19 protein-coding genes are annotated in these 22,678 nt (G+C 36.0%); 10 read left to right on the top strand and 9 right to left on the bottom strand.

Annotated features, from left to right (window positions below; translation table 11 throughout):
* Positions 1-13: 13 nt before the first annotated feature.
* Both FW778_RS12245 and FW778_RS12240 read right to left on the bottom strand, forming a co-directional pair.
* Positions 14-1,201, bottom strand: coding sequence for a serine hydrolase domain-containing protein (locus tag FW778_RS12245; RefSeq protein ID WP_202552204.1), 1,188 nt, complete (start codon positions 1,199-1,201; stop codon positions 14-16).
* A 7-nt stretch (positions 1,202-1,208) separates the two neighbouring features.
* Positions 1,209-1,817: a hypothetical protein gene (locus tag FW778_RS12240; protein ID WP_150414986.1), complete on the bottom strand. Its 609-nt coding sequence runs from the start codon at positions 1,815-1,817 to the stop codon at positions 1,209-1,211.
* Between the two features lie 825 nt (positions 1,818-2,642).
* On the opposite strand from FW778_RS12240, the gene FW778_RS12235 reads away from it, so the two are divergent.
* Entirely contained in the window at positions 2,643-3,824 is a 1,182-nt protein-coding gene (locus tag FW778_RS12235) for an alpha-hydroxy-acid oxidizing protein (RefSeq protein ID WP_150414985.1), read from the top strand.
* Between the two features lie 92 nt (positions 3,825-3,916).
* On the opposite strand, the gene FW778_RS12230 is transcribed toward FW778_RS12235, so the two are convergent.
* The 5 genes from FW778_RS12230 to FW778_RS12210 form a co-directional block, all read right to left on the bottom strand.
* Positions 3,917-4,456 carry a hypothetical protein gene (locus FW778_RS12230; protein ID WP_150414984.1) on the bottom strand — a complete coding sequence of 180 codons (540 nt, stop codon included), beginning with the start codon at positions 4,454-4,456 and terminating at the stop codon, positions 3,917-3,919.
* 197 nt (positions 4,457-4,653) lie between these two features.
* Positions 4,654-6,252: an L-aspartate oxidase gene (gene nadB, locus FW778_RS12225; RefSeq protein ID WP_150414983.1), complete on the bottom strand. Its 1,599-nt coding sequence runs from the start codon at positions 6,250-6,252 to the stop codon at positions 4,654-4,656.
* An 18-nt stretch (positions 6,253-6,270) separates the two neighbouring features.
* On the bottom strand, positions 6,271-8,247 hold the full coding sequence (ispG, locus tag FW778_RS12220) for a (E)-4-hydroxy-3-methylbut-2-enyl-diphosphate synthase (protein ID WP_150414982.1): 1,977 nt from the start codon (positions 8,245-8,247) through the stop codon (positions 6,271-6,273).
* A gap of 50 nt (positions 8,248-8,297) precedes the next feature.
* A complete protein-coding gene (locus tag FW778_RS12215) occupies positions 8,298-9,977 on the bottom strand; it encodes a VWA domain-containing protein (protein WP_150414981.1) in 1,680 nt (559 codons plus the stop codon).
* A 92-nt stretch (positions 9,978-10,069) separates the two neighbouring features.
* Entirely contained in the window at positions 10,070-11,197 is a 1,128-nt protein-coding gene (locus FW778_RS12210) for a formimidoylglutamase (protein ID WP_150414980.1), read from the bottom strand.
* 97 nt (positions 11,198-11,294) lie between these two features.
* Here FW778_RS12210 and pheS point away from each other — a divergent pair, with 97 nt between their 5' ends.
* From pheS to FW778_RS12190, 4 genes are read left to right on the top strand one after another with little or no spacing between them, the layout of a single operon-like run.
* Positions 11,295-12,350: a phenylalanine--tRNA ligase subunit alpha gene (gene pheS, locus FW778_RS12205; protein WP_235906237.1), complete on the top strand. Its 1,056-nt coding sequence runs from the start codon at positions 11,295-11,297 to the stop codon at positions 12,348-12,350.
* Between the two features lie 21 nt (positions 12,351-12,371).
* Positions 12,372-13,229, top strand: coding sequence for a 3-hydroxyacyl-CoA dehydrogenase family protein (locus tag FW778_RS12200; RefSeq protein WP_150414979.1), 858 nt, complete (start codon positions 12,372-12,374; stop codon positions 13,227-13,229).
* Between the two features lie 50 nt (positions 13,230-13,279).
* Positions 13,280-14,296, top strand: coding sequence for an NAD-dependent epimerase/dehydratase family protein (locus FW778_RS12195; protein ID WP_150414978.1), 1,017 nt, complete (start codon positions 13,280-13,282; stop codon positions 14,294-14,296).
* A 19-nt stretch (positions 14,297-14,315) separates the two neighbouring features.
* Complete coding sequence (locus FW778_RS12190) at positions 14,316-15,428, top strand: carboxypeptidase-like regulatory domain-containing protein (RefSeq protein WP_150414977.1); 1,113 nt, start codon at positions 14,316-14,318, stop codon at positions 15,426-15,428.
* A 78-nt stretch (positions 15,429-15,506) separates the two neighbouring features.
* Here the strand turns inward: FW778_RS12190 and FW778_RS12185 are convergent, their stop codons facing one another.
* Positions 15,507-16,454, bottom strand: coding sequence for a UDP-3-O-(3-hydroxymyristoyl)glucosamine N-acyltransferase (locus FW778_RS12185; RefSeq protein WP_150414976.1), 948 nt, complete (start codon positions 16,452-16,454; stop codon positions 15,507-15,509).
* Between the two features lie 525 nt (positions 16,455-16,979).
* On the opposite strand from FW778_RS12185, the gene FW778_RS12180 reads away from it, so the two are divergent.
* From FW778_RS12180 to FW778_RS12160, 5 genes are all read left to right on the top strand, one after another.
* Positions 16,980-17,627, top strand: coding sequence for a pseudouridine synthase (locus tag FW778_RS12180; protein WP_202552203.1), 648 nt, complete (start codon positions 16,980-16,982; stop codon positions 17,625-17,627).
* Positions 17,578-18,453 (top strand): YicC/YloC family endoribonuclease, encoded by an 876-nt coding sequence (locus FW778_RS12175; RefSeq protein ID WP_150414974.1) that lies wholly within the window; start codon positions 17,578-17,580, stop codon positions 18,451-18,453. Before FW778_RS12180 ends, FW778_RS12175 begins: the two co-directional genes overlap by 50 nt.
* Positions 18,454-18,505: 52 nt before the next feature.
* Complete coding sequence (locus FW778_RS12170; protein WP_150414973.1) at positions 18,506-18,970, top strand: gliding motility lipoprotein GldH; 465 nt, start codon at positions 18,506-18,508, stop codon at positions 18,968-18,970.
* Positions 18,971-19,044: 74 nt separating this feature from the next.
* Positions 19,045-20,037 carry a sensor histidine kinase gene (locus tag FW778_RS12165; RefSeq protein WP_150414972.1) on the top strand — a complete coding sequence of 331 codons (993 nt, stop codon included), beginning with the start codon at positions 19,045-19,047 and terminating at the stop codon, positions 20,035-20,037.
* 23 nt (positions 20,038-20,060) lie between these two features.
* The gene (locus FW778_RS12160) at positions 20,061-20,765 is read left to right on the top strand and encodes a response regulator transcription factor (RefSeq protein WP_150414971.1); all 705 of its coding nucleotides are present in this window, start codon (positions 20,061-20,063) and stop codon (positions 20,763-20,765) included.
* On the opposite strand, the gene FW778_RS12155 is transcribed toward FW778_RS12160, so the two are convergent.
* Positions 20,762-22,669 carry a BatD family protein gene (locus FW778_RS12155; protein ID WP_235906236.1) on the bottom strand — a complete coding sequence of 636 codons (1,908 nt, stop codon included), beginning with the start codon at positions 22,667-22,669 and terminating at the stop codon, positions 20,762-20,764. The two genes, FW778_RS12160 and FW778_RS12155, sit on opposite strands and share 4 nt — an antisense overlap.
* Positions 22,670-22,678 lie beyond the last annotated feature (9 nt).

The raw sequence follows: 22,678 nt of genomic DNA, 5'->3' as shown, positions 1-22,678 counted from the left end.
TGTATCACTGGGTTTATTGCAAAGTGAGTTTCAATAAGTCATCCTGGAAATCATAGAACACTTGCCGCAGATTGCTTTTGGCGTCGGTGCCGTAATTGATTAAAAATATTTGCGTTACGCGGTTGTTTGGGAAATAGAATAAATTCGCTGAGTAGCCAAGGTCACGCCCTTTGTGCCCTATGCCGTAGTCGCCATTAGCCTGTATGTATGATTTTTGCAGCCCATAACCGTAATAGTTAGTGTCATCTTTCTTACCATACGTTTGCATTACAGCAAGAGACTTTTGGCTTAGCAATGTTTGTTGAATGAATAAAGCATTTTCTAACGTAAGCAGATCAAACACATTGCTGTAAATACCTCCGTAGCCATTACCACTGCCAGTTACCAGGTTGGAGACATTTACAATGGTATTGTTATTATATAAATCAAAATATCCCTGTGCAACGGTATTAGGCAACACATCATGCGGCTGGTAAAATGTATTGGTAAGATGCAATGTATTTAAAACATATTGTTTCAATAGATCGCTATGGTCTTTGTTAGTAGCGGCTTCAATTACCATTATAACCAAAACCGTATTGGTGTTAGAATAAACGGCTGTATCGCCAGGTTTGAAAATGGGAGATTTATTGTAGACGAATTCAAGTAACTCTTCGGGCTTCCATATCTTATTAGGATCATTTAAAACTGCCAGGTAAAAAGCATCCTGTTCTATTACATCGGGCACACCTGTTTCATGCTTCATGCATTGTCCTAATGTTATTTTATTTCCGTTAGGAAGTTTATTGGTAATCGAAGAGGGAAGCCAATTATTTATTTTTGTATTCAGTGCATTGTAACCTAGTCCTGTATTTGCAGAATCTTCTATAAGTTTAAAGACTAATGTTCCAATAAACAATTTTGTGATGCTGGCTACTTTAGAAACCTGGCCCACATCAAAAGGAATATTTCTTTCAATATCTGCTTTGCCAATTGCGCCTACCCATGTACCGCTAGCATCATTTACCAAAAGAGATATCCCTGGTAATCCTTTATCATGATACTTTTTCAACAATGCTGTAAAAGCGGCACTTTTTGGATGCCTGCTACTCGAATCAATCCATGGAACAGAAACAGATAATGGCTGTGTTGGTTGTATCTGTGCTTTCTTGCAGGAGAAGAAAATAATTGCCGCACACATTAAGAGGATAAATTTTTTCATGATCATTTTATTTTTTGCGTGAGTTTAAAGGAATGCTGCAGCCAATCATCATGCTATTGTAGGGAAGTATGGGTACATAAGCTTTTACAAAAGGTGTTTGCAAAAATTGCTGGTACGTTATAAAGACCTTGACTGATTTTTTTGCTGATGGGTGTAATGTATAACCGATGCTAAAATTTGCTGCAGCCAGCGCCTGCGATCTTCCAATGCCTTTGTCATTTTTATATTCGCCGTTATCACTTAGTTTTAATTTTGCTGTTGCCGCTATTGATTGCATATAGCCCGCACCTAAAGCAACTTGTGCACTTAAGGCATTTGAAAATTTGTACCTGTACCCAATATCAGTGTACAATGGGATGCCGTGCTGTACGAACCTGTGGTAGAAATAACAGAGCTTAATCTCCTGGAACCAGTCATGTTTACTTTTTGTTTTCCAGTTGAAGCCATAACCTATCTCAATGCCCGGGTGCTCAATACCGGAAAGAAGTTTACCAAATTGTGAGAATGGATATGCGGAGCCGGTATTTAGAAAGGCTATACTGAATTCCTTGCTCCTCTGTGCTGATGAACATAAAATTGAAAAGATAAATAAAATTGCTAGGCTAATCTTTTTCATAAAAGCGGTTTGTTGTGAATAAATCGTTGATGTAAAATTCTCTCCTGGGCAGTTTTTTTCCTAATTGATGTTATCTAAAGATTGAAATAAGATTTGCAGATTCAGCAAAAAGGTATTCAAGGTTCTGCAGAATTTGCAATCCTTGCAAAAACTGGTATAAGCAGTTATATTTGATAAAAAATGATCCGAGGTGAATGTAGCATCACTTCATCGCGCCATGTATTGTTTGATGCCATTGCTGAGCAACTAAACTTAAGCAATTACAGCGCTTATCACGGCATTTGGTGTGAAAAACATTTAACCTTTGATGAGATATAATTTCTTGCAGAACAATTATAAAATTTCATTAGATAGCTTTCTGCATTTGCAAAACGATTGATTGATATTTTTGGGGGAAAATATTGACTGGTGGAATTTGATTTTGAAAATTATTAAACAGAATCGCAACCTAACTTGAATTTTTTTTACCAACAAAAATAAAAACACATGTATAGCCTGAATAAGTATATTCCGGTTTTTTATCATTTTATGTTTCCAGAACTGGCGGAATTCAAATGTTATTTCTGAATGAACTTCTCTCAGGCGATGATACTAAATGGTGAGACGGTTGGTGCGAAGTTGGTCTTCATCAATCATAATGTCACAAATTATATGATGACAAAAAATGTTGAATTTATTAATTATACCTTTGATAAGCTTAAAATTTTACCTTAAAAATCAACGCTTGTTAGTGAGACAAGTGAAAAAAATCGCCAGCTTTTTTCCATAACTTACGTAAGCGTATACACGTAAGAAAAAATTATTGTAGACGGAAAATGATTTGATATGGATATCACTACTGAACAATTATCCGCGGGAATGCAATACCAGTTGCAGATCTATTTTGCCGGGACACAAAATGTAAAACCTCAGTTACCCGTATCATTTGAGGAACTGGAACAAAAAGCCTCAGAAGTTATGAAGCCGGAAGCTTTTGCTTATATAGCCGGAAGTGCCGGATCAGAAATAACTACCTATAATAATAAAGAAGCTTTTAATCATTGGCAGATTATTCCCCGCATGATGGGTGATGTATCACAACGCAGCATCGTTATTGAATTATTTGGCATGCAGTTACCAACGCCGGTTTTACTGGCTCCCGTTGGGGTTTTATCAATCGCTCATCCCGAAGCGGAAGTAGCTGTTGCCCGCGCCGCTAAAAATCTGCGGGTGCCCCAGATAGTTAGTACAGTATCTTCAAAAACTATTGAAGAGATCGGGTCTGTGCATGGTGATCATCCGCATTGGTTTCAATTGTATTGGGGGCGTAATAACGATTTTACCCGAAGTATCATTAACCGGGCTGAGAAGGCCGGCTATACTGCTATTGTAGTTACACTTGATACACGATTATTTGCGTGGCGTGAGCGTGATATTAAAAATGCGTACCTGCCTTTTCTGTATAATGAAGGGCTGGCCAATTATTTTACTGACCCTGTTTTTCTTGCAGAAGTTGGTGATCCGGCACGAAATAAAATGGAGACTATGATGCATTTTGCAAATTGTTTTTCCAATCCTTCGTCTACGTGGAATGATCTTGCCGTTATAAGAGAATGCACGAAGCTTCCCGTAATTGTAAAAGGCATTCAACATGCTAATGATGCAAAAAAATCAATAGATCATGGTGCAGATGGAATTATAGTTTCCAATCATGGCGGCCGCCAGTTAGATGGAGCTATTGGCGCTATTGATACGCTCGCGGGTATCTGCGATGAAGTTTCAGATAAGACAACAATCTTATTTGATAGCGGAATTCGCCGCGGCGCTGATGTTTTCAAAGCAATGGCTTTAGGAGCTAAAGCGGTTTTAGTGGGACGGCCTTATGCCTATGGACTTGCCCTTGCCGGTGAACAGGGTGTAAAAGAAGTTATCGCTAATTTATTGGCTGATGTGGATTTAACAATGGGGCTTGCGGGTTGTAATTCCTGGAAAGATGTTACGAGAGATAAATTACATCATAGAAATTAAGGCCCTAGCAGAAGACATTTATTTATTCAAAACACTACGATAATCATAAAAAACATCCCGTTAGGTTTACAAACGGGATGTTTTATTTATTGTCAGTCTTTTTTAAGTTTTTGCTTATGAGAAGATAGCCAGATTATTTTACCATTCTTTATGGCATTATCATCTTCAAAATTTGCAGAATCTACCTTACCATTTTTAAAGGTGTCTATTTCTTTATACCAAACATTAATATAATCCGTGCTGTCTTTTAGAGAATGATTTTTTAACCAAACATCCATTGTAATCTTAACAGAGCTTAAGCTATCACGGTATTTGCTCCATACAGGCATAATAGAATCAGCGAGGCCTTTAAAATGATAGCCATCAGACATATCTGTATACATACTGTCTCCCATAGTGGTTCTTAATGCTTTCATATCTCCTTCTTCCCAGTATTTATAGGAATTCAAAACCGTAAGCAAATCCGAATCGGAAACATTGTTATTAAAATCAGTTGTATAGCCTGCCGTATATGGTAAGGCCACACTACTTGCGGTTGTGGTTGCCGCAGCAGTTTCTTTTGTTTCATCTTTCTGGTTACACGCAACAATGCAACTGCATGTTACAATAAATGGTAAAATGTACTTCTTCATTTTTGTTTTATTTTAGATTTAATAGAAATGACTATTTCGACAGAATTAAGGCCGATAAGGAATTGATCAAAAAATTAACAGGATAGGTGAAATACAGGAAAGACTTAATTTCTTATTGAAAGTAAGATAAAACATTTTTTGTAAAAAAATAATTTATAAGATGATTAAGATCAAAATGATTCAACTATCTCTTACAATTATAAAACTATGTTTTGTACAATATCATTTTTAGCCGGGTAGTCAGTATTGTAATGCAGGCCACGGCTTTCATGACGTAACTGTGCTTCCTTTACAATCAAATATCCTACTGTGATTAAATTTCTTAATTCGCAAAGCTGGGGTGATACAAAAGTGGTTTCATAAAATTGCTCAGTTTCTTCATGTAATAAATCAAGCCGCTTCATAGCTCTTTCAAGCCTGATGTTGGTGCGAACTATTCCGACATAATCAGTCATGAGCAATTGCAATTCTTTAAGGCTTTGTGTTATCAAGATCATTTCTTTTGGAGCTGTTGTTCCTTTTGCATTCCAGTCAGGGATGGCCGTATTAAATTCTAAGGTCTCTATTTTTTCAACTGAATTAAGGTAGCATCTGTGCGCAAAAACCATAGCCTCCAACAGCGAATTACTTGCAAGCCTGTTTGCCCCGTGAAGTCCTGTGCTGGCGCATTCTCCACAAGCATATAAATTTCTGATTGATGATCTTCCCCATTCATCTGTTTTTATACCACCGCAGCTAAAATGTGCAGCAGGTGCTACAGGAATATATTGTTTGGATACATCTATTCCCAGTGATAAACATTTGTCTGTAATGTTAGGAAAGTGATGCAAAAATTTTTCCATATCCATTTTAGTACAATCCAAAAAAACATGCTCGGTACCATTTATCTTCATTTCATTATCGATAGCACGGGCCACAATATCACGCGGTGCGAGATCTTTTCTTTCATCATACTTTTCCATAAAAGCTTCGCCTTTATCATTTCTTAAAATAGCGCCATCACCGCGTACGGCTTCGCTAATTAAAAAGGCCTGGCCGGTTACGCCCGCTTCATACAAGGCTGTTGGATGAAATTGAATAAATTCCATATTTTCTATTCTTCCTTTTGCACGATATAACATAGCAACGCCATCGCCGGTAGCAATAGAAGGATTGGTGGTAGTGCGGTATACCTGCCCGTTCCCCCCGGAAGCAAGCAAAGTAATTTTGGAAATAATTTTTTCTATTTCGTTAGTCTTCATGTTGAGCACATACACGCCAAAACATTCAATATCCGGAGTCGCTTTTGTAACTAAAAAACCAAGATGGTGCTGTGTAATAATATCAACCACAAAACAATGGCTTATCAATTTTATATTAGGTTTTGAAGCGACTGCTCTAAGTAAAGTATCTTCTATTTCCTTGCCGGTAACGTCTTTATGATGAAGAATACGGAATTCGCTGTGGCCACCTTCTTTGCCGAGCGCATATTCACCGGAATGTTCTTTATCGAAATGAGCGCCCCAACTTATAATTTCTTTTATTCTTTCTACTCCTTCCTTCACAACAATTTCAACAATTTCAGAATCACACAATCCATCGCCTGCGATGATAGTATCTTCTATATGTTTTTCAAAACTATCATTATCAAAATCAGTAACGCCTGCAACACCGCCCTGGGCATATTTTGTGTTGGTCTCATCACTGAAAGTTTTGGTAAGAACAGTTATTGTTTTATCCGGGCAATCCTGTGCGACTTTAAGTGCATAAGTTAAGCCTGCAATGCCGCTGCCGATAACTAAGAAATCTGTTTTCATGTAATAATTTGAAATTAATTATGCAATAATTAAAGCAGGTTCTACCCAGGCTTCGCTTTCTTTTAAAAGATTGATGAGTTCTTCAACCGCAATATCTTCGGGTACAGATCTTTTAATTACTTCTTTTCCTCGATACAAAGTTATCTTACCAGGTCCGCTTCCAACATAGCCAAAGTCAGCATCAGCCATTTCTCCAGGTCCATTTACAATGCAACCCATTATTGCAATCTTTACTCCTTTTAAATGATTGGTAACCGCTCTTATTTTAGCGGTTGTTTCCTGAAGATCAAACAATGTTCTTCCGCAACTCGGACAACTGATGTATTCTGTTTTTGATATTCTCATGCGTGTTGCCTGCAATATTCCAAACGCAATCGAGTTCATTATTTTATACCCAGGCATTTTATTTTTATCAGAATAATTATAGCTAAGCCAAATACCGCTTCCAAAACCGTCGAGGAATAAAGCACCTGTTTCAATTGCATAATGAATAAGGCTTTCATCCATTGTATCATCATTACTATCGCAGATAAATATTACCGGATTTCTAATATTATTTTCAATTAATTCAATATACATTCTGCGAATGCTCTGCATGGCATTTTTATTGGATGAACTTAAACAAAGCACGGCAGTAGTATCATGTTTTATTTTTTCAAAATATAATTTTTTATTAAAAAAAGAATAGTCATTTGAATAGCAATCCAGCATTACAAAATTTATGCTTTGTGATTTTATACTCGTATCATCCAGGTACTGTTGTTCATCAAAAATGGGAACATATTTTTCTTTATCTATTGTTTGTTTCCAAGCATCATAATAATTAATTATTCTTAATGTTCCCGGTAATGCAAAATCAATATTTTTATTTGCGCAAAAAATATAATCGGCAGCCATATCACTGATGTTCCATTTATCGGTAGGCACATCATATTTATAACCAATATCCTCTAAATCTCCGGGAGTTATAGTATTTTTTTTGCTAAAATCTGCAATAACAACCGGTACATGTTTGCCGCTAATGTTTTGTATTTCGAATGAGGTATGTTTTGTATTAGCATTTAAAATAGATAAAGAAGATTTTTCAATTGGCGGTATTGAAGTGCTTTTCAAACCAACATATCTTTTTACAATATTCCTGCAAACAGGAATTTCAAATTCAGGGTCTTCAGTTAATGAAACACGAATGGTATCTCCAATGCCATCTTCCAGTAAAGTACCAATTCCAATTGCGGATTTTATTCTTCCGTCTTCTCCGTCGCCAGCTTCTGTGACGCCAAGATGTAATGGATAACAATGTCCTAATTCGTTATACATATTTTCAATAAGCAACCTATAAGCCTGTACCATCACCTGCGGGTTGCTGCTCTTCATACTTAATACAATGTTGTAATAATTTTCGCTTTCAGCAATGCGTAAAAATTCCATAGCGCTTTCCACCATACCAATAGGCGTATCGCCATACCGGCTCATAATTCTGTCGCTTAATGACCCGTGGTTGGTCCCAATGCGCATGGCAGTTCCATATTCTTTACAAATTTTTACAAGTGGTGTAAAGCGATTTCTTATGCGCTCAATCTCTTCCTGGTAATCAGCGTCAGAATATTCTATCAGTTCAAATTTTTTCTTATCGACATAGTTGCCCGGGTTCACTCTTACTTTGTCTACAACGCGTGCAGCTATTTCTGCTGCGTTTGGCGTGAAATGAATATCAGCAACTAACGGTGTAGTGTAGCCGTGTTTTCTTAATTCATTTTTTATATTGAGTAAATTCTCTGCTTCATTCTTTGATGGCGCTGTAATACGCACCAGTTCTGCTCCAGCTTCAATACAGCGAATGCTTTGCTCCACAGTTGCTTTTGTATTCATCGTATCGGTTGTGGTCATGGTTTGAATGCGGATAGGATGAAAATTCCCCAACAACAAATCGCCAACCTTTACTTCGAGTGTTGCAAGCCTTTTGTATTCAGTTAAAGATTCTGCATAGCGCTCCATAAAATATTAATATATTTTACGCAAAAATACGATTAAAAGAGAGTTTGAATTTACCAGTCTTTTTCAGGTTTATCAAGGGCGGCTGCGCCTTTTATTTTATGCAATTTATCCTGCAGGGCTTTTTCATTTTCCAGCAAAGATTTTAGCTTTTCTTCTGCATCCTGTTTTGAAATTTTGGAAGGCTGCGGTTTAGGTTGATTATTTTGTTTTTGCTGATCTTGTTTGTTTTGCTGCTTTTGCTTGTTTTGATCTTGTTTAGGCTGTTGTTTTTTATCCTTCTGATTTTGTTTTTGCTGTTGTTGCTGTTGCTTTTTTTGCTCCTTCAATGCACGTTGTAAGTTTTGCCTTGCATCTTCATCATTAGGATTCAGCATCAGCGCATTTTCATAAGCATTAATACATTCAGGGAGCTTTTTTGCTTTTTGATAAGCAACTCCCTTATTATAATAAGCATTTTCTTTGGTTGCATTGTCTACACTATTTTTAATGGTATTATCAAAAGCTTCTACCGCTTCATCTGTATTATCTTTTCTATATAAAGCATTTCCTAAATTATAAGACGCAGTAGTATTGTTATCAGCAATCTTCAGCGCATTACGATATGAATTTTCTGCAGCGTCATAGTTATTTCTTTTATACGCTTCATTACCTTTTATAATTGCACTCTTTACATTTTGGGCATAAGAAGCATTACTTATCAAGAAAAAAATTGCAAGGGTTGCTATAACTTTTTTATTCAACTTGTTTTTTTCTGTAATAAAAAATTCAATTAACAGGAAAAATAATGCCGCTGCTAAAAAATATTGAAAGTATTGTTTGAAGCCTTCGTAAGAGCTGTCGCTGATAGTTGCTTCTTTGCCAATTCCGGAAAGTTGATTTTTAATATTATTCGCTACCTCGTTTGTTGTTGAATATAACTGGTACAGGCCGTTTCCGTTTTTAGCAATGCTGCTTAATTCATCCTGGTTTAATTTGGTAATAACCGTATTGCCTTTATCATCTACCTTATAGCTATTTGTTTCAGGATCCATAATAGGTGCACCCTGCGGAGAACCGATGCCAATTGTATTTATCATAATACCCTCTTTGCCCAATTGTTTAGCAATCTTTAATGCATCATCATCATGGTCTTCGCCATCGCTTATTAAGATTATAGATTTATAAGTTTTGTCTTTGGGATTAAAAGCCGAATAACACATTTTCAAAGCCTGGCTTATAACAGTTCCTTGTGTAGGAACATCATCCGGCGAAGCAGTTGATAAATACATTTTCGCAGATTCATGATCAACCGTCATCGGCATTTGTAGATAGGCCCGTCCTGCAAAAACCACTAACCCTATTTTATCATCCGGCGCATTGTCAATAATTTTTGATATCACTTGCTTTGCACGCTCCAACCTTGAAGGTTGTATATCCTGTGCCAGCATACTCTTACTAACATCAAGGGCAATCATAACATCTATTCCCCTGCGGTTTATCTTTTGTGTGCCATCCGGTTTTACCAGCCCTGCAATCGCAAAGCCGCATAACGAAAAAGCCATTATAAAAAGAACAAATTTGCCGTTAAATTTTTTTGAAGAAAAACCTTTGGTTAATTGTTTAACGAGAAAGGGGTCACCAATTTTTTTAGCTGCTTTTTTTTTCCATCTCAACAGTAAAACATAAAGCAATATCATTACAGGAATTGCCGCAAGTGAGAGAAGGTATTCTGAATATTGAAAATGTATCATTATAGCCTGCTAAATTATTAATGATTGTGTATGAGAAGTGTTAAAATAAATCAGCTAGCTGCCGGGGAAATTATTCATTTTTAATTCTGTTATTACGCTTCTCTTTCCTGGGCCCTCAGCCAACGTTCCGGTATTTCATTATTACTTGCAAAAAGGTAATCATTATAACTGCAGGCAATCAGCTTTTTATTGGGTAGCTCCATCCACCATCTTCCTGTTTTTTTACTTTGAATAAAAATAGTATCCACTTCCGCGAAAGCTGTATGATATTCATTGAAATTTTGCCTGTCAGTCAATGCTGTTTCCCGGATGCTCCGGTTTTTGCCATCGATAAAATACCAGATCATTTGGGCTATTTGCAAAGCGGTAAAACTTTCTATATCATTATTGGGATTATACCCATAAATACCAAGCGACGAAAGGTTGGGGCTTAAACCAGCATAACGGCAAAGGGTACATGCTTCTTCGCCGGTAAATCCATTTGGACTGCAAGCCGAAGATGGCGCGTCACTGTACTTTATTGCAGCAATATCAAAGCTTACAAGATCGGAATTCCTGATCACCGGTTCCATTTCCTCAATCTGCTCCTTTGCTTTGCCTAAGCGGTAACAATCAAAGCGAAGCTTGTCCATAGTTTCAAGCATACGCGGATGTACAAAATAACTTTGAAAGCCAATGTGATTATAATGCTTAATTACATTTGGTTCACTGGTAAGCATTTCCATCAAGAAATTCTGGCTTCTTGCGGGGGATTCACTTTTAAGATCAATTGTTGCGTCTATAACGGTTGCTTCAATAATTTTTTTCAAATCCCTGTAAGCATAATATTGTCCCAGCGTATTATCATGCGAACCACCCAGAAGAATAACCGTTTTGCCTGATTCCAACAGTTCACCAACGACGGTTTTTACCGCAGCAAAAGTATCAGCCAAAGTTGCACCGCATTTAATATTTCCTACGTCAGCAACGGAAATATCTTTGTGCCACGAATACAATTGGTATAATTGTCGGCGTACCGCATCTGCTGCATCTTCCTGGGCAATAAAACCATCGCCTCTAAATTCGTTGATGCCGGCTATTACAATATCAATTCCCGTTAAATCCGGAAATTCGTTTTCGTAAATTTTTATAAAACCTGCGAGCTGGCTTTCATTGTAACCCTCATCATTATTTATTGCCGCTATATTTATCGGTGTTAAAAATTCATGGATATCGTACATATTTATTTTCCAATTTTGAGCAAACCTAAAAGATAAAATGCACAAATAAAATATAGTGTGAATTTTTCTGATGCACGGTTCTATAAACTTTTAAATAATGGATTCGCTTACTTTTGCAATTATGAATAATTTGTTGCAAGAGGTTGAAAATTCAAAAGCAGAAATTAATAATTTTTCTACTACTGATAAAAATCCGGCTGAAGTATTTCGCATCCAGTTTCTGGGTTCTAAAGGATTGATAAAATCTTTGATGGGTGAAATGAAAAATGTTCCGGCAGAAAACCGGAGAGAAATGGGGCAGGTATTGAACGATTTAAAGTTATTTGCTGAAAATAAATATGAAGAATTAAAGAAGACATCTGATAACGGGCAAGAAACAACGGGAAGTGAGGTTGATTTGAGCTTGCCCGGAGAAGCTTTGCCTTTGGGGAGCCGACATCCGATAAGTATTGTCAGGAATAAGATCATTTCAATATTTCAGCGTTTAGGCTTTGCCGTTGCAGAAGGCCCCGAAATAGAGGATGACTGGCATAATTTTACTGCACTTAACCTTCCGGAAAACCACCCGGCCAGAGATATGCAGGATACCTTTTATGTATCTCAAAATCCTGACTGGATGTTGCGTACCCACACCAGTAGCGTGCAGGTACGTGAAATGAAAAAGGGAAAATTGCCCATAAGAATTATTTGTCCGGGCCGCGTTTACCGCAATGAAACCATTAGCGCAAGGGCGCATTGTTTTTTTCACCAGGTAGAGGGATTGTATATAGCCAGCGATGTTTCGTTTGCTGATCTCAAACAAACACTTTATTTTTTTGTACAGGAAATGTTTGGCAATACAATTAAAGTTCGTTTCAGGCCTTCTTATTTTCCGTTTACAGAGCCAAGTGCAGAAATGGATATCACTTGTCTTATATGTGGTGGTACCGGATGCAATGTATGCAAGCATACAGGATGGGTTGAAATTTTAGGCTGTGGTATGGTTCATCCAAAAGTGCTGGAGAATTGTGGTATTGATAGTAATAAATATTCAGGCTTTGCCTTTGGAATGGGTATCGAAAGAATTACCATGCTTAAATATCAAATAAAAGATTTGAGACTTTTCAGTGAAAACGATTTACGGTTTTTGAAACAGTTTACGAGTGCTGTGTAAAATATTTTTTCTAAATAATTCATGACAATAACCATTTGCGTTTGCGGAGCAGGAACAATGGGGAGCGGCATAGCACAGGTCGCTGCGAAAAGTAGTTTTAATACGATACTGTTTGATTTAAACATACCAGCAATTGATAAGGCAAGATCTGCAATCGAAAAAAATCTTCAATATTTAGTTGATAAAGAAAAAATTTCTTCTGCTGAAAAACATAAAATTTATAACCGGATTTATTTTACTACTGATATAGAAGACTGTACCGGCGAAATTATTATTGAAGCCATTGCCGAAATTAAAGAAGCAAAAATTTCTCTCTTTAATGAGCTTGCAAAATTTAATAATGAAGAAGTGATTTTTGCAACCAATACTTCTTCACTTTCGGTTTCTTCCATCCAGGAGAAAATAATTTTTCCGCAACGGGTTGTCGGAATGCATTTTTTTAACCCGGCGTACATTATGAAATTGGTGGAAATTGTAAAGGGCGATCAAACCAATGATGAAATAGCAAAAACTATTTATGATGTTTGCAAACAAATGGGCAAAGAACCTGTGTTGTGCAATGATGCGCCTGGGTTTATCGTTAACCGAATTGCACGCCAATATTACCTGGAAGCTTTAAAAATGGTGGAAGAAGGAATTGTATCTTATGAAGAGGCCGATATTATTTTGGAAGCGACCGGTTTTAAAATGGGACCATTTAAATTAATGGATCTTATTGGAATCGATATTAACCTGGCAGTTTCCCAAAGTATATATAATGCATTTGAAAAAGCGGAACGTTTTAAACCTTCACCAATCCAGGTTGATAAAGTAATAAATGGCGAACTTGGCAAAAAAACAGGGAAAGGCTTTTATAATTATTCAATTGAAAAAGCATAATATTTATTTTATAAAGAATTTTATGTTGAAAGAATCTCCAAACTTTATTAATGCAAGACGAAACAGGTTCATTTGAAAATTTAAGTACCACTAAAAATATCTTAGTAACCGGGGCCGCAGGGCTTGTTGGAAATGAATTAACTAAACAGTTACTTGATAAAGGATATAGCGTAACCGCAATTTATAATTCAACCCCTGTTAATATATCTCATCCCAATTTAATTATAAAGCAGTGTGATATATTGGACACATCTTCTCTTGAGGAAGTTATGGAAGATGCAACACATGTTTACCATTGTGCCGCAATTGTTTCATTTGAAACAAAAGATAAAAACAAGCTCTTCAAAATTAATGTTGAAGGAACAGCGAATGTGGTTAACGCATGCATTAGCGCTAATGTGCAAAAGCTAATACATGTAAGTTCTGTATCAGCTTTGGGAAGAATAAGAAACGGGGAAATTGTAACTGAACAAATGAACTGGACTGAAGAGACAAGTAACAGCGTTTATGGCAAATCAAAATACCTGGGAGAGCTTGAAGTATGGCGTGGCATTGGAGAAGGATTGCAGGCCGCGATAGTAAACCCAACTATAATTCTTGGTGGAGATAACTGGGATAATGGCTCTTCGGCTTTATTTAAATCTACTTACAACGAATTTAAATATTATACAGAAGGTACAACTGGTTTTGTTGATGTAAGAGATGTAGCAAACGCAATGGTTTTGTTAATGAACAGTAAAATATCGGGCGAGCGTTTTATTTTAAGCGCTGAAAATTTATCTTACAAAGAAATATTTTTCTTAATGGCAAAATATTTTGGAAAAAAGCCGCCGAAAAAAAATGTAACACCTTTGCTGGCAGAAATTGTGTGGAGGCTTGAAGCAATGAAAAGTGCTGTTACGGGGAAGAAACATTTGGTTACTAAAGAAACAGCACGCACTGCCCAGTCAACCGTAAAGTATGATAATACAAAAATTTTAAAGGCTTTACCTGCGTTTCAGTTTATTCCTGTTGCTGATACTATTAATAGAACGTGTAACAATCTGAAAGAAATTTACCATCTTTAATAATCCCGAAAAAAATCCTATGAAAAAAAACCATCTTTTACCAATGCTTATTTTTATTGCAAGCATTTTTAGTATTAGTAATTCGGCCTTTTCTCAAATTACCTATTATGTAGTGAAAGGAAGAGTTATTGATAAGAATACAAAAGCTCCTTTGCCCGGCGCATCCGTATTTGCTCAAAACACCACTTTTGGTGAAGCAACAAATGCTGATGGTTATTTCACCCTTAAAATTCCCAGTGGAGGCTATTCGCTTATAGTAACTTTTACCGGCTATGAAACCGGCATAGCCCGCATTAGCAATACCACTCAGCAAAATGATAGCCTTACTTTTGAATTGAGTCCAAAGGAGAAATCTTTAGAAGAAGTAACTATTGCTATCAGCACTGAAGTTAAAGACGGCTGGAAAAAATACGGAGAATTTTTTACACAGAATTTTATTGGCCAATCAAAATTTGCAAAGCAATGTGTTATTAAGAATCCCGAGGTATTGCATTTTTATTTTAGTAAAAAAAGAAACCGCTTAAAGGTGTTGGCTAAAGAACCACTGGTGGTAAACAATTTCGCCCTGGGATATAATTTAAAATTTGCGATTGATTCATTTACCAATGACTACAATACCAATACGAACTTGTTTATTGGCTATCCTCTTTTTGAAGAAATGCAAGGAACACCAGAGCAACATCAAACGTGGAATGAAAACAGGGCTGCTGTTTATAAAGGATCTATGTTGCAACTGATGCGAAGCATATTCAATAAAACATTGAGTGAAGATGGTTTTGAAATACAATTCGTAGTTAATAACAATGGCCAGGAAATGCCGATAAAACTAGGGAATGTATATGGCGCATTAAATTATGATAAAGACGATAGTACTAACACAGTTGAGATAATTCCTAATCAAAATGAAGTGGCCGTACTATATGATAATGCAAAACCTGAGCGGGCTTATCTTGAATCCGATACCTCGATTAAAAAGAATTTTCAGTTATCAACGTTGCTTTTTGCACCCGGCGAATCAATCGTTATAGAACAGAATGGATACTATTATGATCAAACGGATATAACCACTAACGGTTATCTTGGTTTTAAAAAAATAGGAGATATGTTGCCGTATGATTATGTTCCGGAGTAATGTTTGATGTTTGAGGTACGAATTGGAATCTTTCTCCACATCGTACCTCAAACACCGTACATTATTCTGCATCGTACACTATTTCAATCCCTTTACTTTTTCCCAAATTTCAGGAAGGCGTTTTATTAATACCAGCTCTTTTCTCTTGCTAAAAAATTCCTGTATAGGAGTTCCCCAATAAGTTTTATTTCCTTCAATACTCGATGTAATTCCAGCCTGCCCCATTACCACGGCGTTATCACCGATGGTAATTGTTTTATTTACACCCACCTGTCCCCAAAGCGTTACACCATCACCTAAAGTGGTGCCACCCGCTATACCAACTTGTGCGGCCAGGATACAATTTTTACCAATCACTACTTCGTGACCAATATGAACGAGATTATCAAACTTTGATCCCGTTCCAATTCTTGTTTCGGAACTTACACCCCTGTCAATGGTACAATTGGCGCCTATTTCCACATCATCTTCAATTATAACATTTCCGCACGATGGCATTTTTTTATACCAAACCTGCCGGTTTTTTTTACCGTTTAAATAGAACGCGTCACTTCCTATAACAGTGCCTGAATGTATTTCTACATTGTTACCAATAACCGTATAATCGTAAATAGAAACATTAGGATGAATAATACAGTTATCACCGATAACAACATGATTTCCTAAAAAAACATTTTGCATTATAATGGTATTCTTTCCGGTAACTGCTGTATCGCTTATCATTTTAACGGATGGCATAAAGGGGCGAAAATGCCTGATAATTTTCGAGTACGACTCAAAGGGTTCATCCGTTATGAATAAAGTTTTACCTGTGGGTGCTTCTGTTTTTTTATTAATGATTATAAATGTTGCAGCGCTATTAAGGCAGGCATCATAGTACTTTGGATGATCAACAAAAACAATATCGCCATCGCTTACTTCATGTATTTCGTTTATGCCTGTTGCGAAAGAATTTTCATTACCTGCAATTTCTGCATTGATAAAGTTCGCTATCCATTTTGCTGAAACCGGTGAAGGAAATTGCATAAAAATCTATTTAATCGTCAAAGATAGAGTTTGTAAATTTTGCGAGAAATCTTGTTTTACGTGATTCAAATGCTTAAATGAAAAAAGAAATAATTTTTTTTGAATCAATTGTTAAAAGAAATTTTCATGCAACAAAAGAAATAAAAAAATAAAACGTGCGTTATAATTATCGATAAGAATATAAAAATTAAAATTGTCGATTCTTTGCAAAGCATGATGAACACTTACTTACGTGAGATATAAATTGTTTATAATTGTAATCATAATGAATCTTTAAGCTGATAAAATAAAGCTGTAACGTAAAAATTGGCTATCCTTATCCACAGAACAATTTTAAATGTTGATAAAAAAATCAATAAAATTTTTCTTGTTAGAAAAAATTATTTTTAATATTGTGTAAGGAATTTTATTCCGGTACTTACTAACCCATCCATATAACAAGGCCCGTGCAGAAATGACGGGCTTTATTATTTTTGTTAAGTCATCAACGTGAAAATTTTTATCTCATTTCTTAAATGAATTTTATTGTATAAATATTTTGTTGTTCATAAACCTTTCAATGTTCTTTCGCAGTTTACTACACAAGATGGAAAGAACACACTTAAAGATTTTTTTGATGTCCCTGTAAATGTATATCCTGTAGGCCGGCTTGATTATGATAGTGAAGGGTTACTTATTCTTACTGATGATAAATTCTTAAATGACTATCTTCTTAATCCATTGCACAAACATGAAAGAGAATATTGGGTACAGGTGGAAGGGAACATTACATCCGAAGCAATTGATCAATTAATAAAGGGAGTTACAATAAACATTAATGGAAAAATGTATGATACTAAACAATGTTTTGCTGAAAGGATTTCACAACCTGCAGGCATTAATGAAAGAAATCCACCGATTCGTTATAGAAAAAATATCCCGGAGAGCTGGCTTAGGTTAATTTTAACCGAAGGTAAAAACAGGCAGGTTCGCAAGATGACTGCTAAAGTTGGTTTTCCAACATTGCGATTAATTCGCTACCGTATAGAAAAAATTACCATAACAGATTTACTACCCGGAGAAATGAAAATATTATCTCACACAGAATTGTATAACTTGCTGCAAATTAAAAAAGATAATCCTTATGTTAAAATCAATGACAGGCTTTGGCAGGGCGGAACAAACGGTAAATGACAAAACTTATTTGGTTGAAATAAAATCTCTTAATGGAAAGCAATTTGAGATGAATTTAAAAATACCACCACTACTGAAGCCCTATGAATTTGACGTTCGTAATCTTTTACAGGAAAGTTTATTAAGAGGCACCATAGAATGTTTTATTACCATAAAACAAAATGGAAGTGCTAAGCCTGTTGTTATAAATACTGATCTTATAAAAGCTTATTACAAACAAATTGATGAACTCGCGAGCGATTTAAAAATTGATACTAATTCTGTTTTAAGCGCATTACTCAGGTTGCCTGAGGTTGTAACACCGAGTAATGAAGTATTAGGAGAAAATGATTGGGCCGAATTAAAAAAAGTAATTGAAGTAGCACTAAAAGAACTCAACTCTCACCGGCTGGACGAAGGACTGTCACTGGAAAAAGAATTAATGCTGCGCATAAAAAATATAAACGACCAGGAAGAGGAAATACTAAAACTGGAGCCTAAAAGAAAACAACGAATGAAGGCAGAACTCATTCAGCAATTAGAAGAAAACGCCGGCAAAGAAAATTATGATGCTAACAGGATGGAACAGGAACTTATATATTATATTGAAAAAATTGACATAAGGGAAGAACAGGTTCGCTTAAAAAATCATTGTGAATATTTTATAACAATATTGAATGATAATGAAGAAGCCAAAGGTAAAAAGCTTGCATTTGTAATACAGGAAATTGGTCGCGAGATTAATACTACCGGCTCCAAAGCTTATGATTCTGATATTCAAAAATGCGTTGTGCTTATGAAAGACGAACTTGAAAAAGCTAAGGAACAAATTTTTAATGTTCTTTAATATATCGCTAATTCTGCAACAGCAAAACAAATTATTTTTGTAAAAAAGATACTTGAAAAAAATTATAATAATACTATTGCTTGCAACGTCGTTTGTTTCGTGTGCCAGCATTGACTTGTTTGAAAAACAGGCTGCTATTCCCTCGCAGCAGTGGTTTTACAATGACGTTCCATCATTTACCTTCCAGATTACAGATACCACTTCACGCTATAATCTGTACATTGTATTGCGGCATACTGATGCATACGCTTACAATAATATATGGCTTCGTCTTGGTTCAAAAGCTCCCGGAGATACAATACATTTTCAGAACATCAACCTTGCTCTTGCAACAGATGCTAACGGCTGGGAAGGAACAGGCACCGATGACATTTTTGAAGTACGAAAAAATATAACGCCAGGTCCTGTACCCTTTAAAAAACCAGGTGAGTATACATTTTCTATTTCACAGATAATGCGTGAAAATCCCTTGAAGCATATTCTTAATGTTGGGTTAAGAATAGAAAAGGTAAAATAATTATAAGGGATGGTGCTTAATTTGGCTTTATAGAACTGTGAGATTGTATTTCAATAATAATTTTTTTAAAAATAATGGCATACAATGAGGTATTTAGGAGCAGGTTAAAAATAAAGCGCCCTCTAACTATTTACATCTTGTATTGGTTTTTACTTACCTATATTTTAGGCGTACTCGTTTTTTGGTTTGTAGTACTCAACAGGCAAAACCTACAACTAAGCCACTATCAGCAAGATCTTATTGACGTAGATGATGTTTTGCATGAAGAAAAGCAGATTGAAATTGCGCAAGAACGAAACGCAAATGCGGCGCAATATCTTGGGGAAGGCATCACCTTTCTTTTTTTAATAGGTACCGGTGCAATATTTGTTTTCAGGGCAATAAACCGGCAGTTTAAACAAGCGCAGCAACAGGAAAATTTTATGATGGCCATTACTCATGAACTAAAAACGCCCATTGCTGTAACGAAGCTTAATCTCGAAACACTTCAAAAAAGATTGCTTAATAATGAACAGCGACAAAAACTTATCAGTTCTACCATTCAGGAAGCTAATCGGCTGAACGCCCTTTGCAATAATATGCTTCTTACCACGCAGATAGAAGCTGGAGGATATAAGATAATGCAGGAGCGCATAGATTTTTCTAACCTGGTCAAAGAATGCGCCCATGATTTTATTGTTCGGTTTCCTGCCAGGAAAATCGAAATTGAATTAGTAGACGAGGCTTTTATAAACGGAGATCTGTTGATGTTGCAGCTCGCTGTTAACAATCTTTTAGATAATGCTATTAAATATTCCGGCAAAGAGGATATAGTTTTGCTTAAAATGTTTCAAAGCAATAAAGAAATACATTTCCAGGTTATTGATGAGGGCCCGGGTATTTCTGAAGCGGAGAAAGAAAAGATTTTTGAAAAATATTATAGGGGAAGCCAGGGCAAAACGAAAGGAACAGGACTGGGGCTTTACCTCACTAAAAAAATTGTACAGGCACATAACGGAATTATCAAAATAGAAAATAATCTATTAAGAGGTAGCATTTTTGAAATCATAATAAAAGAACAAAAATAATTTCCAATTAAAAAACCTATACAATGCAAAAGAAACATTCGATTTTACTGGTTGAAGATGAAGAAAATTTACAAGACGCCCTGCGTTTAAATTTTGAAATGGAAGGCTACGAGGTAACTTCCGCTTACGATGGCGCCGAAGCATTAAGAGCTGTACATAATGAATATTTCGATCTGATTATTCTTGATGTTATGCTGCCGGAAATTGACGGGATTAATGTGTGTGAAAATATACGGCTCTTCAATTCTGAAATTCCTATTCTTATTCTAAGTGCAAAAAACAATAGTTCCGACAGAGTGATCGGGCTGCAAAAGGGTGCGGATGATTATCTTACAAAGCCATTCGACCTTACAGAATTATTACTTCGCGTTAAAAAATTAATCAGTAAAAGCAAGCTTATTTCTTCTAAAGAACCAATAACAGAAGTATTTAGTTTTGGCAAAAACAATATTAATTTTAAAGCCTTAGAATGTAAAACCAAAGTTGGCGAAACGGTTGCCCTTACTAAAAAGGAAGCTATGTTGCTGAAGCTACTTATTGAGAACAAAAACGAAGTAGTAACACGTGAGAAAATTTTGCAGGCTGTTTGGGGTTACAATGTTTATCCCACTACCAGGACGGTTGATAATTTCATTTTAAGCTTTAGAAAATATTTTGAAGATGACAGCCGCAATCCTAAATACTTTCATTCAATAAGAGGTATTGGTTATAAATTTACTTATAACTAACATACTTGCTTATCAAGCAGCGAAACCACTTCTGACGCTTTTTCATAAACCTCTTTGAGTTGATTTACATTTGAGGCGGGCGCATATAAATTCAGTTCGATATTATCCATAAGGCTTGAGAGCCGTAAAGAAGTTCCTAAGCCAACATTGCATTTATCCAATTCTTCGTTTATTCTTTTTTTGTTAAGTTCTTCGGCAGGTACCTTAAATTTTGCGGATAAATATTTTTTTAAAGAGGCATCAAGAACTCTGTAAAAAGCTGCGCTGTTCCCGTCGGCTAATTGCTGATGCGCTTCTTCTAACGGGCTTTCAGGAATAACAAAAGCGGATTCTTCTTTTTCAATATTTTCCGGGACATTCGTTTCCGCTTTTACGATTGAAGGCTTTTTCTTTGTATTATTTCTGTTGAATATCCAAAAAATAATACCTGCTAACGATATAATACCAATGATAAAAAATAAAGCATATTTTTCTACAACACTTATTACAGTAGTTGGTGTTTCAACTATTTTATTTTTTAAATATGGATTATTAGGAATGCCTTTGCCCTTGGTGATGGTAACAACTAGCGGTTGAGTAAGTAACGTTTTGTAGGTTGCCAAAGCAGGATCGAAATAGCTAAAAGAAACCGCGGGAATTGTATAAGTTCCCGCTTTTGAAACAGTAAATGGATATGTAAAAGTTTTACTTCCTCTCAACGGTACCGAAAGTTTATCCAAGTGATCGGTGATTTTTGCATCATAACCATCCATTCCCTGCGGCCACATAATTTTAGGAGCATTTATTAACTGTATATTTCCAGCGCCGCTAATTATTATTTTCAAATTGCCGGCATCGTCTGTGGTAATATCATTTTTTTGTAAAGAAGATTGTATGCTAAAACTTCCAACAGAACCTTTAAAATCTGCTGGTTTATTTTCATCCGGTAATGATTTAACGGTTATTTCGACCGGCTTGCTTTGTAAAGTAACATGTTGCTCAACAACCGCATCCCGGGGAGCATTTGCATCAGCAAAATTTTGCATCATATCCAAAAACATATCGCCACTTTGGGCACTCGCATATTCGGCTTTTATAAAAGTGACTTTATTATCGGCAACCAAAGGATCAAGCGTTATTTTTCCTGGTTGTAATGGATACAACTGAACTTTTCTCATCGTGTACACATTATAATCGCGACCGTTATATTTTTCAACACCCGATGAATTATTGTTATTTAATTCCATTTCACTCACCGAAAAGCCATTGAACGACGGAGCATCCGTGATTGTTGATTCTGAACGAAGCCTTGTATATAATTTAAAGGATGCAGTTATTGGCTCACCAACATAGCAACTTGTTTTGCTTACATCTAATTTTATAAAGAGATTTTTCTTTATTTTATCAGTTACATTTTCCCCTTTCTTTAATATATAATCGTCGAACTGGTGTGTTACAGGCTCTGTAGGAAAATCAAAATTTAAATTGGCGAAAGGATTGTTTCCTCCAAAGGCTGATAATGAATTGGCCGGATTATTTGAAGAAGAAGATGATGATGGAGTTGATGAATTGGTCACCTCCACATTTAAAGTATTGCTTTGAAATTCTTTACCATCGGCCTTTGCCGTAGCGGGTGCAATTGTAAATTTACCCGGTCCATTAGGTTTTAATACATAACCGATAGAAACATATTGATCAACTTTTCCATTGATGCTCGTCATACCGCTTTCCTGGTTTGGACCGCTTACAACGGAAAAATTTTTAAATGAAGGCGGATCGATACTTTCAACATTTGCCGCGTGTTCCACTTTAAACTGAACTTGCAGGTAATCATTTTTACCAATTTTTTTTTGAGGGCAGATTGCAGTAAAATTTGCCTGCGCAAAGGAAGTATTATATGCTTCAAGAGCTATAAGAACAACCAAAAAAAATAA

It is taken from the genome of Ginsengibacter hankyongi (genome assembly GCF_008710285.1).
GTDB classification, from domain to species: Bacteria; Bacteroidota; Bacteroidia; order Chitinophagales; family Chitinophagaceae; genus Ginsengibacter; species Ginsengibacter hankyongi.
Note: the sequence above shows the minus strand (reverse complement) of the source record. Positions and strands in the feature narration are given on the sequence as shown.